The organism is Pseudoalteromonas sp. P1-13-1a (genome assembly GCF_001401875.1).
Lineage (GTDB): Bacteria > Pseudomonadota > Gammaproteobacteria > Enterobacterales > Alteromonadaceae > Pseudoalteromonas.
In genome coordinates, this window is sequence record NZ_LKDV01000011.1 from 83,889 (window position 1) to 97,383 (window position 13,495).

The window sequence follows — 13,495 nt, forward strand, 5'->3', positions numbered from 1 at the left end:
TATAGTTATGTTTGAAACAGATAAATGGGCATTTTCTGGTATCGATGGCCAAATATCGTTACATAAATGGCAAAAGACCATTGATCTGATTACGGGGCTTTTTTCGGCACCTTCCGGCTATATAGTTCAGGCTACTAGTAAAGGCTATCGCGTAGTTATTAGAGCAAATGAAGGCGGCTCACACTTTGAAACCAACCCTATACTCCCTCCAGAAACGCCCTTGTTTTGTAAATATGTAGCCGAAAACAACAAAACCTTATATGTAAATAATGCCAGTAATGATGCGCAGTGGAATACCATGCCAGAGGTGATTGAAGATGATGTTGAATCCTACCTTGGCCTGCCAATTCACTGGCCTGAAGGCAATGTATTCGGTACATTGTGTTTAAAAGATTCAACAAAAACCAGTTATACCAATGAGTATTTTGAACTAATAGAGCAGCTGCGTGATTTAATTGAAGACGATTTAGCCCTTATTTATAGCTTTGAGCAAATGCGCGAAATAGCCATGCTTGACCCGCTTACCAACATTTATAACCGCCGTGCACTAAGCTTACTTGCCCAACACAAACTTAATTTAGCACTGCGTTTGGGTTTTGATGTGTGTTGCTTGTTTATTGATATAAACGACTTTAAAAAACTAAACGACACTTACGGCCATGATATAGGCGATCAGGCGCTAATCATTTTGGCAAATACCTTAAAAACACACTTAAGAGAGGCTGATATAGTAGGGCGTTTAGGGGGCGATGAATTTGTAGCTGTAATGCAAATTAGTGATAGAAGTAAGCTTAACCATATTATTGATAAAATAAAAATTGAGTATACAAACGCACTATTAGAAAACAACGTATGCGCGCTGACACTCAGCATAGGCGAAAGTTTTACTAATAAACAAAAGCAACCCTTTGATACGTTATTAAATTTGGCCGATCATCAAATGTATAAAAATAAACAAGCGTACAAATTGGCTAAAAAAGCATAATAATAAAAGCAATACACTTAAACATAGCAACAAAAAGCAAGCCATTAGGCTTGCTATAAACGGGGAGAATGAGGCGTTAAGCGATTTGTTTTTCGGCTAAGTTTAATTCCATCGTGGCTTTTAATAAACGGTATAAGTTTATTGATGCGTCAATTTCTTCTTTACGGTTTGTTAAGCTTTCAATATTTAAGCCCAGTGGCACATCAAGGTGTGCACAGCTTTTGAGTATTAGGTCGAGATTTTCTCGGCAAATACGTACCGATTCACTTAAGGTGTTTTCTGCATCAAGCATGCGCCATTTAGTGGCCTCTGGCACTGAGATACCCAACCATTGCATAAACTCTAAGGTTTTATCGCCACCGCACGGGGTAAACGTTAAAATAATTCGTTTTGGTGTAATACCTTGCGCTTTACAGGTACGCGCATAACTTGTGATTAGCTCTATCGTTGCTTGTGCGTCGTAAACCGCTTGCGATATAAAAAACTGACACCCTTGTGCTGTTTTTTCTATAAGGCGCTCGTGCTCATTTCGCTTACTTGCATGGCGCTCTGCTATGGTAACGCCCCCTAAAAAGAAGTCATCACTTTGCTCTGCAAGCGTTTTATAGGCATTGGGCAAGCTTAGTTTTATATCACCCACCGATGAAGGGCTACCCACTAAAACCACATTTTTTAAATCGTAGTCGTTTTTGGTTTCATCCAACCAGCCTTTAAACTCTTCTACATCACGCTGTGCCACACTTTTGTAAGTAATGACATCCGGAGCAGATAAATTACGTAGTAAGTGGCTGTATTCACGTGGGTCTACAGTTTGTTTAAACGGAAATGGGCGTGCTTTATCTGTACGACTACTTTCATCTTGAATGTCGTAAATTATTACGCCGTCGTATTCAATTTCGTGTAAGCGAGCAAGTAGTTTTTCTGCAATGATTTTTAGTTGCACTTTATCAGTACCAATTTTAGGCGGGGTAGTACCAATAAGATAAACACCTTGATTGGTGTCTTCTATTTTTTCTTGTAGTGATAAAGCCATAATCCTCATTCCAGCTTAGTCCAATGTATGTAATTTAATATAGCAGCCATTTAGACGTCTAGATAGATTTATTTGGTGAAAGTTTTTCAATTAACTTGAGTGTTTTTCATGCTTAAGTGTTTTTAAAATAGGGAATTGACACAGTTGTTTACATTAAAACTGTCGCAAAGCTCTTACAATCATTTGCTTTAGGGCATAATCAACTATGAATTAGCATTAAATCTAATAACAAATTTGCTCAATTTAAAAAGGGACAACAATGAAATTTAAATTACTAGCAACAAGCTTAGCGGTATCGCTGGCGCTAACAGGCTGCGCAACACAGCAAAGCGAAAACACCCAAGCAGCACAGCAACAGCAAACAACAGCTGCTGATGAGCGTGTATTTTCGCAAGAGTACTTAATCGAAGAGCTTGATAACGGCTTACGTGTAATGGTTGTTAAAACCGATTACCCCGATGTAGTGTCGCTGCAAATTCCGGTATCGGTTGGTTCACGAAATGAAGTAAAAGAAGGTAAAACCGGGTTTGCTCACTTTTTTGAGCACATGATGTTTAAAGGTTCTAAAAAATTCCCGCAAGACGAATACACTGCCATTTTTAAAAATGCAGGGGTAGATAACCGTGCTTACACCACTAATGATTACACAAACTACCATTTAAACTTTTCAAAGCAGCACCTTGATAAAGTACTTGAAATTGAAGCCGATATTTTTCAAAACTTAACCTACACCGAAGAGCAATTTAGAACCGAAGCGCTAACGGTTAAAGGGGAGTATTTAAAAAATAACGCCAGCCCAATTCGTAAGTTATTGAGCGCAGTTCGCGAAGAAGCGTTTGATACACACACCTATAAACATACCACCATGGGCTTTTTTGAAGATATTGAAGCCATGCCAGATCAAATGGCGTACGGTAAAGAATTTTTTGATAAGTTTTATAAGCCAGAATATGTATCGCTAGTAATTGTCGGCGATGTAGACCCTAAAGCCACGATGGCGATGGTGAAAAAACATTGGGGTGGCTGGAAAAAAGGCAATTACGTTGCCGATATAAAAGCCGAGCCTGCACAACAAGCGCCTAAATATGTACATGAGAAAAACGAAGGTCTGCCTGGTCATTGGTTGCTTGTATCTTACAAAGGTGCGGCCTGGGAGCCTGCAAAAAAAGATAGAGCCGCGCTTGATTTAATCTCACAACTTTATTTTTCAAATAACTCAGATTTATATCAAGAGCTGGTTGTTGAAAAACAAATAGCGAGTCAAATGTTTACCTATAATCCAGAAACAAAAGATCCTGGTTTATTGCATGTATTTGTAAAAGTAGAAAATGAAGATGATTTAGCAAAAGCACGCGATGCTATTAATCGCACTTACGCAAAAGCACGTACCGAACTTGTTGATGAGCAAAAACTAAGTGATTTAAAATCGAACCTTAAATACAGCTTTATTAACGGCTTAGATTCATCACAAGCAATTGCGTCAACCCTTGCAAGGTACATGCATTTTGAGCGCGATCCAGAGGTAATTAACCAACTTTATAAATCGGCCGACAACATCACAGCACAAGATATTAAAGCCGTGGCTAATAAATACTTTGTAGATGACGCGCGTACAACCGTAACTATGTCGGCACTTGATAAAGCGCCAGGGTTTGAGCAGGAAGCAAGCTTAAACGCGTTAGTTGCAAAGCTTGATAAAGCGCCTGAAGCGCCAGTATTTAAAGTGCTTGATAAAACCAATAGCTCGCCACTGATTGACGTAAACTTTTTATTCAATACAGGGGCTGCCGCAGACCCTAAAGGTAAAAAAGGGGTTGCTGCGCTTACAGCCGCTATGCTTGCTCAAGGTGGCTCGCAAAGTACGAGTTACAAAGAGATACAAAAAGCGCTTTACCCGCTTGCGGGTAGTTTCGGTTATCAAATAGATAAAGAAATGCTGTCGTTCCAAGGGCGTATACATAAAGACAATGCTGAAACATGGTATGCAATTATAAGCGAGCAACTGCTTAACCCAGGTTTTAGAGACGATGACTTTAAACGCCTTAAAAAAGAAATGATCGACGGTATTAAATCGGGCTTAAAAGCCTCTAACGACGAAGAGCTTGGTAAAGAAGTACTCTACAGCACGCTTTATAAAGGCCACCCATACGAAAGCTACAACTACGGCGATATTTCGGATTTAGAAGCGCTAACGCTTGATGATGTAAAAGCATTTTACAACACAGAGCTTACCCAATCTAAACTAACACTGGGTTTAATTGGCGCTGTGCCAAAAGCACTTAAAGCCGAAATTAAGAGCGATTTAGCAACCTTACCTAAAGGCGAGCAAAGCCGTTTAAGTATTCCTGATGCGCCAGAACTTAAAGGTCATCATGCAACAATTGTAGAAAAGTCAGCGCAATCTACCGCGGTATCGTTTGGTTTCCCAATTGATACCATTCGTAGCAGCGAAGATTGGACCGCCCTTTGGCTTGTGCGTTCGTACTTTGGTGAGCATCGTAGTTCTAACTCATACCTGTATGAGCGAATTCGACAAACACGGGGTATGAACTACGGTGATTACGCCTACATTGAGTACTTCCCGCGTGGTATGTTTCAAACTAAACCTGATGCAAACTTAGGACGCTCTGAGCAAATATTCCAAATCTGGTTACGCCCGCTGCGCTCTAATAACGATGCACACTTTGCAACGCGTACTGCATTGTTTGAGCTGGATAAGCTCATTAAAAATGGTTTAACCGAAAAAGACTTTGAAGCAACACGTAACTTTTTAATTAACTACGTACCGCAGCTTGTCGCAAGTCAAAACCGCCAGTTAGGCTATGCACTTGATAGCGAATTTTATAATACGGAGTCGTTTGTAAAGTACGTGACAAATAAACTTGAAAAGCTAACACTTGCTGATGTTAATCGCGTGATTAAAGATAACCTGCAAACAGACAACGTGCAGTATGTGTTTATTACCGGTGACGGCGAAGACATGAAAAAACGTTTAGTGTCAGAGCAAACATCGCCAATGGTTTACAACACAGAAAAACCAGCAGAACTTGTTGCTGAGGATAAAGTCATTGCCGATTACAAATTAGCAATCCCAGCTAAAAATATTGAAGTAATGGCCGTTGAAAAAGTGTTTCAGTAATTTAAGCGCTTTATTCAATATATAAAAAATGCCCCAGTGCTTATAGCCTGGGGCATTTTTATTTAATTAGCGTAGGGTATTAGTTAGTCGCTAAAAGCACTGAACCTGCGCCTAGAGCAAAGCTTATTAAGGAGCTAATAACAACGCCCGCTAAAAAGCTTTTAGTTGGTGTACTTTTAACGGTGTCATTTACAGGTTCATCAAGTTTAATTAGCTCGCCTTGGCGTACTTCAAGTACCGCGCATAGTGCCATAGTGGTTTCTTTAGAAGCGGCGCCTTGTTTTTCTACTCGTTGAATGGTCCGCAAGCTTACGTCGCAGGCATCTGCAAGCTGCTGCTGTGTCCAATTCAACTTACTTCTAAGCGATTTAATTGTTGTAGGATTTAATTGCACGTTAAAGCTTCCCTACAAATAGTTCAACAATGGTTGCCGTTGTATAGCCAAACACCGCTCCGCCTAATGTGCAGCCAGCAAGAAAAAATGCTGCCTTTTTAGGGTCGTCCGAAAGGCTAGATTGAACTTGTTTTGCAACGATTTTTGCATCTTTACAAAGTGTGCATTCTAGGCGCCCTGTGAATATGTTAAGCATGTCAAACTTTACTTGATACTGTGAGCCCTCAAAATCAAAAGAATGTGTGCTCGCACAATTAATAGTGCGTTTTTTACTGAATAAATCATCGTTTATGTACACTTCTTCTTTACCAGTAAAGTAACTACCAAAGCAGGCTATTTGGTTGTCGCCATCTTGAAAGTAGAATTTATAACCAAGTCGTTTTGTATTTAATATATCGTTTTTCATCATCGTTATCCTTGTTGAGTTGATGATGCTAATTTAGCGTTTGTTTTTATTTTTTACGCCGTCAGTAGTATGTCAGTAGCTAGTTTGGCACATGACAGCAGCCCTGTCATGCTTCATTAGTACTTGATTATTAATATAAAAATAAATTTTATGAATTTTTATAGTTCACTTAACTGTCATATAGTGTATTACTTAACATTAATAAATTAAGTAACTAGCGTTTAGATAAATCAAGTAAAGTAAGAATATTTTGTTAAAAAATTGTTATTGATTATACTGGTGAACAACAAAGCTAAAATGGAAAGCTCGTGATTGACGATAAAGCGTTTTTTAAGTTGGTATTAGATACCACGCCCGACCAAGTAGTGGTTATTAATTCTGCTGGCGATATAGTATACGTCAATAGAAGCTGGCAAAACTTTGGTGAACAAAACGACTGTGCCTGCTGTGATATGTGGGAGCAACAAAATTACTTAACTGAGTGTGAGAAAGCAGCGCAAAAAGGAGACAGCTTTGGTTTAAAAGCATTTAACGGTATTAAATCAGTTATTTCAGGTGCTAATGGCGACTTCTATCTAGAATATCCGTGTCATAGCGAAGATGAAAAACGTTGGTTTATGATGCGTGTGGTCTCGTTTAACCATATAGATAATGCGTATTACGCTATTAGTCATCAAAATATTACCGAGCGAAAATTAGCAGAAGAGCAAGTACAAAAACTTGCCGCTATTGATGGCTTAACAGATATTGCTAACCGAGGCTTTTTTGATACCTTTTTAGAGCAAGAGTGGAATCGCTGTCAGCGTTTAAGTATGCCGCTTTCACTGGCTATAATTGATATTGATGATTTTAAATTACTTAATGATACCTACGGCCACCAACAAGGCGATACATGTTTAAAAATGGTGGCTAAAGTACTTAATGAACACACTAAACGGCCCAGTGATTTATGCGCGCGTTTTGGTGGTGAAGAATTTGTACTAGTTTATGGAAATACAAACTCAGATCAGGCTTTGTTAGTATTGAACGATATTTTAGAAAACCTAAAACAGTTAAACATTGAAAATAAACATTCATTACCCAGCAGAACCCTCACTGTTAGTGTAGGGTTGACTACTATTACACCAAGTAGTGATTTTACAGCGGCGTATTTAATCAAAGAAGCAGACGATTTACTTTATAAAGCAAAAGATAAAGGAAAAGATGCTTTATGTGTGAGTGATTTAGCACTCGTATAATTTTTTACCCTTAGTTATACCTAATAACCAGAACAAATAACTAAGGCGTTAACACCTTAGGCTTTAAATCCGTTAAACTTGGGAAAAAGCTCTTTTTATATCAATTTAAGGCAGTGTAGTATTATGCGTCATGAAATTTGGCAACAGCTTCGTAGTGAAGCTAATGAAGTTGTAACTCGCGAACCACTTTTAGCAAGTCATGTGTATTCATGCATTTTAAATCATGAGTGTTTGGGTTCAGCGTTAAGCTTTATTGTTGCTAATAAATTGGCAGATGCTGTGGTATCGGCTTTTACAATACGTGAGTTGTTCGACCAAGCGTTTGTAAAATGCGACCGCATGCTTACCTATGTTGCCGAAGACATTAAAGCCGTTAAAGACAGAGACCCAGCAGCTGAAACCTACCTTACGGTTATTTTAAACTTAAAAGGGTTTCATGCTATTCAGGCGCATCGCTTGGCTAACTGTTTGTGGCAGCAAAACCGTAAAGAGCTTGCTCGTTTTATTCAAAGCCGTACCTCAGAAGTGTTTGGGGTTGATATTCACCCTGCGTGTCAGGTTGGTAAAGGGATAATGTTTGACCACGCTACCGGTATTGTTATTGGTGAAACCGCAGTGATTGAAGATAACGTATCAATACTGCAATCGGTCACGCTTGGCGGTACGGGTAACGAGCAAGGCGACCGCCATCCTAAAATTAGAGCCGGTGTGCTTATTGGCGCAGGTGCTAAAGTGCTGGGTAATATTGAAGTAGGCGAGGGCGCACGTATTGGCGCAGGTTCTGTGGTACTTACAGCGGTACCGCCACATACCACTGCGGTAGGCGTACCAGCTAAAATTATTGGCAGACCGGATTGCCCCTGTCCGGCGCAAAGTATGAATCAAAACTTTTTATCCACTCAAGAACCTGAGAACGAATCACACACCAGCGCTATGTTGTAATATTAACTTGTACAAATAAAAAATTTTAAAAGGGATTAAAATGAGCAAAAATAGCTTATTAACACTAGGGATAGGATTTATTGCGGGTGTAGGTTTAACCTGGAGCTACTTTAATTTGGTTTCAAGTGACGCAAACCCCGCTAAGTTACAACATGCAAATACAAAGCAGCAGGTCCCTGTTGTTCAGCCACCTAAAAGTAGTGACGCAACAACAAGACCTGTTGTGCCAGCTGCCCCTGAGCAAAGCACTGCTTTAGTGCAAAAAGATAATCCGCCTAACCTAGGCCCACAACCGCTTGATGAGCTTCCTCTAGAAGAGCAAGTTGCTCAGCTTAAGCAGCAATTAGCAGCGCAAAAAACCTTGATGAAAAACGCGGCGCAACAATTGCGCGACCCCTCTGATGCACAAGCCGTTTTGCAAGCGCAATTTGATGAGCAAACACGCAACGAAGAGTGGGCCTATCAAACAGAAACAGCACTGCAAGATTTTTTACTTACCTCTGATTTAAGTGCTATCCCTGAGATTGTCAGCGCAGCGTGTAAAACCACAGTATGTAAATTTGAACTTGCCGCACCAACTGATAACGATTCGTTTGATCACACCCAATGGCGAGAGCTAAACGATAAGTTAATGAAGCAAGAGTTTTGGTTGCAATTTAAAAGAACAACCTCAACGTCAAGCGACACCGAACTCACTTTATTTATGGCCACAGAGCTTTAATCAAGAGGGCTTTACAACGCGGTCGATTTTATAGCGCCATCGACCAGCTCTGTGATTAGCACGTCACCTTTTTTAATGTGTGCAACCGATTTAACCACTTTGCCTTGTTGAGATTTGGTGATGCTGTAACCGCGCGCTAAAACATTAAGTGGGCTTACCGAGTCGAGCCTACTCGCTTGCAGCGCTAAGCTATTTTGCGCGTGTTGCAACTTGTGCTGCATTGCTTGCTCAAGTCGGGTTTGTATCTGCATAAGCTGATGACTGGCCTGCGATAACTTTTTATCAGGCGATTGACGCATTAAACGCGGGATCAAATTATTAAGCGTGCGCTCTTGTTGGTATAGGCGATTACGCATGCCTTGTTGTAAGGCTATAGTTAGCTCATCTAATCGCTGCGCTTTTTGGTTTAGTTGATTGCGCGGATGACACAAATTAAGCCGATGCTGTAACTGTGTTGCTAGTGCGCGTTTGTCGGCCATATTGTGTTTAAAGGCATTATTTAACCGGTTAATGAGCTCAACCACCTTATTATGTAGCTCTTGCGTGTTAGGGCTAACAAGTTCAGCCGCTGCAGAAGGCGTTGCTGCACGAACATCAGCGACGTAGTCGCTTATAGTTGTATCTATTTCGTGGCCTACTGCGCTCACTATAGGTAATTCACTTTGGTAAATAGCGCGGGCAAGCAGTTCATGGTTAAAGCACCATAAATCTTCTAGTGAGCCACCGCCTCGCCCTAAAATAAGTACGTCTACCTCATTGCGTGCATTGGCTAACTGTATTTGGTTAACTAAATGCACATGGGCTTCTTTGCCTTGCACCATGGCTGGGTAAATAATGACGTCTAATTGTGGTGCGCGGCGTTTAAGTACGGTTAATATATCTTTTATAGCAGCGCCCGTTGCTGAGGTTATAACACCTACACGGTTTATATTTTGCGGCAGTGGTTTTTTATAGGCCGAACTAAACAAGCCCTCTGCGGCTAAGCGCATTTTTAATGCATCAAATTCTTGCTTAAGCTGGCCTTCACCTGCAGGTTCCATATGTTCAACAATAAGCTGATAATCGCCGCGTGGTTCGTAAAGTGAAACTCGGGCTCTAACTGTTACTTGAGCGCCGTTTTCGGGGCGATAACTTTGACTGCGGTTATTGCCGCGCCACATAGCTGCTTTAATTTGTGCTTTTTCATCTTTTAACGAAAAGTACCAGTGCCCAGAAGCAGGGGTAATAAAGTTGGAAATTTCGCCGGTTAGAACAAGCGATGCAAAGCCCTGCTCAAGAACTGCACGAATCTCTTTGTTAAGGCGCGACACGGTGTATACCGTTTGCGAAGGCTTCGAAAACATATAAAACAACCTAAAACTATTATGAGGTAAGTTATGAGATAAGTTTATCATAAATATTTGCGAAATATTATTTACGAATGCTCGCAACGCTGTTAAAATTTGGCCGCAATTCCTTATCTTAGATCCACATGTGAGAAGTTGCCAAAATGCTTAGAATCGCTAAAGAAGCTCTTACCTTTGATGACGTACTTTTAGTACCTGGTCATTCTACTGTTTTGCCACACACGGCAAATATTTCAACTCGCTTAACGCGTGGTATCAAACTTAACTTGCCGCTTATTTCAGCATCTATGGATACTGTTACAGAAGCTCGTTTAGCTATTGCCCTCGCGCAGGAAGGTGGTCTTGGTTTTATCCATAAAAACATGACTATTGAAGAACAAGCGAGAAACGTACGTAAAGTTAAAACCTACGAAGCAGGTATTGTGTCATTTCCTGTTACTGTGTCTGCAGATTTAACCATTGCAGATGCAACGCTTCTTTCGCAAGAAAAAGGGTTCTCGGGTTTCCCGGTGACTGATAGCGAAAATAACCTGCTAGGCATTGTTACCGGTCGTGACATGCGTTTTGAAACTAAGCTTGAACAGCCTGTTTCTAGCGTTATGACTAAAAAAGACAAACTAGTAACAGTTAAAGAAGGCGCGTCGCGCGAAGAAATTTTGGGTTTAATGCACGAACACCGCATTGAAAAAATCTTAGTGGTTGATGATGCATTTAAGCTAAAAGGCATGATCACCGTAAAAGATTACCAAAAGGCGCAAGACAAACCCAATGCGTGTAAAGACGAGCTAGGGCGTTTACGTGTGGGCGCTGCTGTTGGTGTTGGTGCAGGTACTGATGAGCGAATTGCTGCATTAGTAGAGGCGGGTGTTGATGTTTTACTCATCGATACGTCACACGGCCACTCACAAGGGGTTATTGACCGTGTTTCTCAAACTCGCGAAACGTACCCAGATTTACAAATTATTGCCGGTAACGTTGCCACTGCCGAAGGCGCTATTGCTCTTGCTGATGCCGGTGTTGATGCGGTTAAAGTAGGTATTGGCCCAGGTTCAATTTGTACTACGCGTATTGTTACAGGTTGTGGTGTACCACAAATTACGGCTATTTCTGATGCGGTAGATGGCTTACAAGGGCGTGACATTCCTGTCATTGCTGATGGCGGTATTCGTTTTTCTGGCGATATTGTTAAAGCATTGGTTGCGGGTGCATCGTGTGTAATGGTGGGCTCAATGCTTGCGGGTACTGAAGAAGCGCCAGGCGAAGTTGAACTTTACCAAGGCCGTTACTACAAATCGTACCGTGGTATGGGCTCGTTAGGTGCGATGGATCAAAAAGAAGGTTCGTCGGATCGTTACTTCCAAAAATCTAACCAAGCTGACAAATTAGTACCTGAAGGTATTGAAGGTCGCGTCGCTTATAAAGGCCCAATTGCAACGATTATTCATCAGCAAGTGGGTGGCCTTCGTAGCGCAATGGGATTAACGGGTTGTGCCACCATTGAAGAGCTAAATACAAAACCTCAGTTTGTACGTGTTACATCTGCAGGTATGGGTGAGTCGCACGTTCACGATGTGCAAATCACTAAAGAAGCGCCTAACTACCGCTTAGGTTAAACAACACGTTTAAATTACGGGGCTGGAATTACCAGCCCTCTTTTATAGCCACTAAGTAAATTAGTGGAATCTAGCATCTACTTTACGAGATCCTTCATGAGCAAAGATATTCACGATTCACGAATTCTAATTTTAGATTTTGGTTCGCAGTACACTCAATTAATCGCGCGTCGTATCCGCGAAATTGGTGTTTATTGTGAACTGTGGGCATGGGATGTGACCGAAGAGCAAATTCGCGAGTTTAATCCACAAGGTATTATTTTATCTGGTGGCCCTGAGTCAACCACACTAGAGAACAGCCCGCGTGCACCTGAATATGTGTTTAACGCTGGCGTGCCAGTACTGGGCATTTGTTACGGCATGCAAACCATGGCAGCTCAACTTGGCGGTAGTGTACATAGCTCTGATAAAAAAGAGTTTGGTTATGCACAGGTAGAAAAAGTGGGTAACTGTGCATTATTTGATGCAATTGAAGATCATATTACTGATGGCGGCAACGGCGTTTTAGATGTGTGGATGAGCCACGGCGACAAAGTAATGGAAGTGCCGGCAAGTTTTAGCACCACAGCTAAAACACCAACGTGTCCGCATGCAGCTATGTCTAATGAAGAAAAGCGTTTTTACGGTGTACAATTTCACCCAGAAGTAACGCACACACATCAAGGACAACGTTTATTAGAGCGTTTTGCAATTGATATTTGTGGCTGTGAAAAATTATGGACACCTGCCAAAATTATTGATGATGCCATTGAGCGTATCAAAGAAACCGTTGGCGATGACGAAGTGATATTAGGCTTATCAGGCGGTGTTGATTCATCTGTTGTGGCTATGCTTATTCACCGTGCCATTGGCGATAAGCTAACATGTGTATTTGTTGATAATGGTTTACTTCGTTTAAACGAAGGTCAGCAAGTGATGGATATGTTTGGCAATAAGTTTGGCTTAAATATTGTTAAAGTAGACGCTGAAGATCAATTTTTAGCTGACCTAGCTGGTAAATCAGACCCAGAAGAAAAACGCAAAGCCATAGGCCATACGTTTATCAATGTATTTGATGAGCAAGCTAAAAAGCTTAAAAATGCCAAATGGTTAGGCCAGGGTACTATTTACCCAGACGTCATTGAATCTGCAGCATCTGCTACAGGTAAAGCACACGTAATTAAATCTCACCACAATGTGGGCGGCTTACCTGATGACATGAAAATGGGCTTAGTTGAACCATTGCGTGAATTATTTAAAGATGAAGTACGTAAAATAGGCTTAGAACTTGGTTTACCGTACGACATGCTTTATCGCCACCCATTCCCAGGACCAGGTTTAGGTGTACGTGTACTAGGTGAAATTAAAAAAGAATACTGTGATTTACTACGCCGTGCTGATGCTATTTTCATTGAAGAGCTACACAAAGCCGAGCTTTACCATAAAGTAAGCCAAGCGTTTACTGTATTCTTACCTGTTAAGTCGGTAGGGGTTATGGGCGATGCGCGTAAATACGACTGGGTGGTATCACTGCGTTGTGTTGAAACGATTGACTTTATGACGGCACGTTGGTCACATTTACCGTATGAGTTTTTAGGTGTGGTTTCTAACCGTATCATTAACGAAATTGATGGTATTTCACGCGTTGTTTACGATATTTCTGGTAAACCACCTGCCACCATAGAGTGGGAATAATACC

The 13,495-nt window shown here is 41.0% G+C and carries 11 protein-coding genes; 7 read left to right on the forward strand and 4 right to left on the reverse strand.

The genetic code is table 11. From position 1 onward, the window contains the following. The first annotated feature begins 7 nt into the window (after positions 1 to 7). Positions 8 to 985: a sensor domain-containing diguanylate cyclase gene (locus AN391_RS09200; protein WP_055015130.1), complete on the forward strand. Its 978-nt coding sequence runs from the start codon at positions 8 to 10 to the stop codon at positions 983 to 985. A gap of 76 nt (positions 986 to 1,061) precedes the next feature. Here AN391_RS09200 and AN391_RS09205 read toward each other — a convergent pair whose 3' ends face one another. Then, entirely contained in the window at positions 1,062 to 2,018 is a 957-nt protein-coding gene (locus AN391_RS09205) for a methylenetetrahydrofolate reductase (protein ID WP_055015131.1), read from the reverse strand. A gap of 259 nt (positions 2,019 to 2,277) precedes the next feature. On the opposite strand from AN391_RS09205, the gene AN391_RS09210 reads away from it, so the two are divergent. Then, entirely contained in the window at positions 2,278 to 5,157 is a 2,880-nt protein-coding gene (locus tag AN391_RS09210) for a pitrilysin family protein (RefSeq protein ID WP_055015132.1), read from the forward strand. Positions 5,158 to 5,236: 79 nt separating this feature from the next. On the opposite strand, the gene AN391_RS09215 is transcribed toward AN391_RS09210, so the two are convergent. Together AN391_RS09215 and AN391_RS09220 are read right to left on the reverse strand one after the other, a co-directional pair. Then, positions 5,237 to 5,551: a helix-turn-helix transcriptional regulator gene (locus AN391_RS09215; protein WP_055015133.1), complete on the reverse strand. Its 315-nt coding sequence runs from the start codon at positions 5,549 to 5,551 to the stop codon at positions 5,237 to 5,239. A gap of 1 nt (position 5,552) precedes the next feature. Then, positions 5,553 to 5,960 (reverse strand): hypothetical protein, encoded by a 408-nt coding sequence (locus AN391_RS09220; RefSeq protein WP_055015134.1) that lies wholly within the window; start codon positions 5,958 to 5,960, stop codon positions 5,553 to 5,555. Between the two features lie 305 nt (positions 5,961 to 6,265). Between AN391_RS09220 and AN391_RS09225 the strand changes: the two genes are divergently transcribed. The 3 genes from AN391_RS09225 (at position 6,266) to AN391_RS09235 (ending at position 8,858) form a co-directional block, all read left to right on the forward strand. Beyond that, on the forward strand, positions 6,266 to 7,195 hold the full coding sequence (locus AN391_RS09225) for a diguanylate cyclase (protein ID WP_055015135.1): 930 nt from the start codon (positions 6,266 to 6,268) through the stop codon (positions 7,193 to 7,195). Positions 7,196 to 7,318: 123 nt separating this feature from the next. Beyond that, positions 7,319 to 8,137 (forward strand): serine O-acetyltransferase, encoded by an 819-nt coding sequence (cysE, locus tag AN391_RS09230; RefSeq protein WP_055015136.1) that lies wholly within the window; start codon positions 7,319 to 7,321, stop codon positions 8,135 to 8,137. Positions 8,138 to 8,177: 40 nt separating this feature from the next. Further along, positions 8,178 to 8,858: a hypothetical protein gene (locus AN391_RS09235; protein ID WP_055015137.1), complete on the forward strand. Its 681-nt coding sequence runs from the start codon at positions 8,178 to 8,180 to the stop codon at positions 8,856 to 8,858. An 11-nt stretch (positions 8,859 to 8,869) separates the two neighbouring features. On the opposite strand, the gene xseA is transcribed toward AN391_RS09235, so the two are convergent. Continuing rightward, the gene (gene xseA / locus AN391_RS09240) at positions 8,870 to 10,201 is read right to left on the reverse strand and encodes an exodeoxyribonuclease VII large subunit (protein ID WP_055015138.1); all 1,332 of its coding nucleotides are present in this window, start codon (positions 10,199 to 10,201) and stop codon (positions 8,870 to 8,872) included. A 146-nt stretch (positions 10,202 to 10,347) separates the two neighbouring features. Here xseA and guaB point away from each other — a divergent pair, with 146 nt between their 5' ends. Together guaB and guaA are read left to right on the forward strand one after the other, a co-directional pair. Next, positions 10,348 to 11,817 carry an IMP dehydrogenase gene (gene guaB, locus AN391_RS09245; protein WP_055015139.1) on the forward strand — a complete coding sequence of 490 codons (1,470 nt, stop codon included), beginning with the start codon at positions 10,348 to 10,350 and terminating at the stop codon, positions 11,815 to 11,817. A 96-nt stretch (positions 11,818 to 11,913) separates the two neighbouring features. After that, complete coding sequence (guaA, locus tag AN391_RS09250) at positions 11,914 to 13,491, forward strand: glutamine-hydrolyzing GMP synthase (protein WP_055015140.1); 1,578 nt, start codon at positions 11,914 to 11,916, stop codon at positions 13,489 to 13,491. Positions 13,492 to 13,495 lie beyond the last annotated feature (4 nt).

Bases quoted from the DNA above. Each gene is read 5' to 3' on its own strand.
- AN391_RS09205 (WP_055015131.1), bottom strand. From the start codon at position 2,018: ATGGCTTTATCACTACAAGAAAAAATAGAAGACACCAATCAAGGTGTT.
- AN391_RS09200 (WP_055015130.1), top strand. From the start codon at position 8: ATGTTTGAAACAGATAAATGGGCATTTTCTGGTATCGATGGCCAAATA.
- guaB (WP_055015139.1), top strand. From the start codon at position 10,348: ATGCTTAGAATCGCTAAAGAAGCTCTTACCTTTGATGACGTACTTTTA.
- AN391_RS09220 (WP_055015134.1), bottom strand. From the start codon at position 5,960: ATGATGAAAAACGATATATTAAATACAAAACGACTTGGTTATAAATTC.
- cysE (WP_055015136.1), top strand. From the start codon at position 7,319: ATGCGTCATGAAATTTGGCAACAGCTTCGTAGTGAAGCTAATGAAGTT.
- guaA (WP_055015140.1), top strand. From the start codon at position 11,914: ATGAGCAAAGATATTCACGATTCACGAATTCTAATTTTAGATTTTGGT.
- AN391_RS09210 (WP_055015132.1), top strand. From the start codon at position 2,278: ATGAAATTTAAATTACTAGCAACAAGCTTAGCGGTATCGCTGGCGCTA.
- xseA (WP_055015138.1), bottom strand. From the start codon at position 10,201: ATGTTTTCGAAGCCTTCGCAAACGGTATACACCGTGTCGCGCCTTAAC.
- AN391_RS09235 (WP_055015137.1), top strand. From the start codon at position 8,178: ATGAGCAAAAATAGCTTATTAACACTAGGGATAGGATTTATTGCGGGT.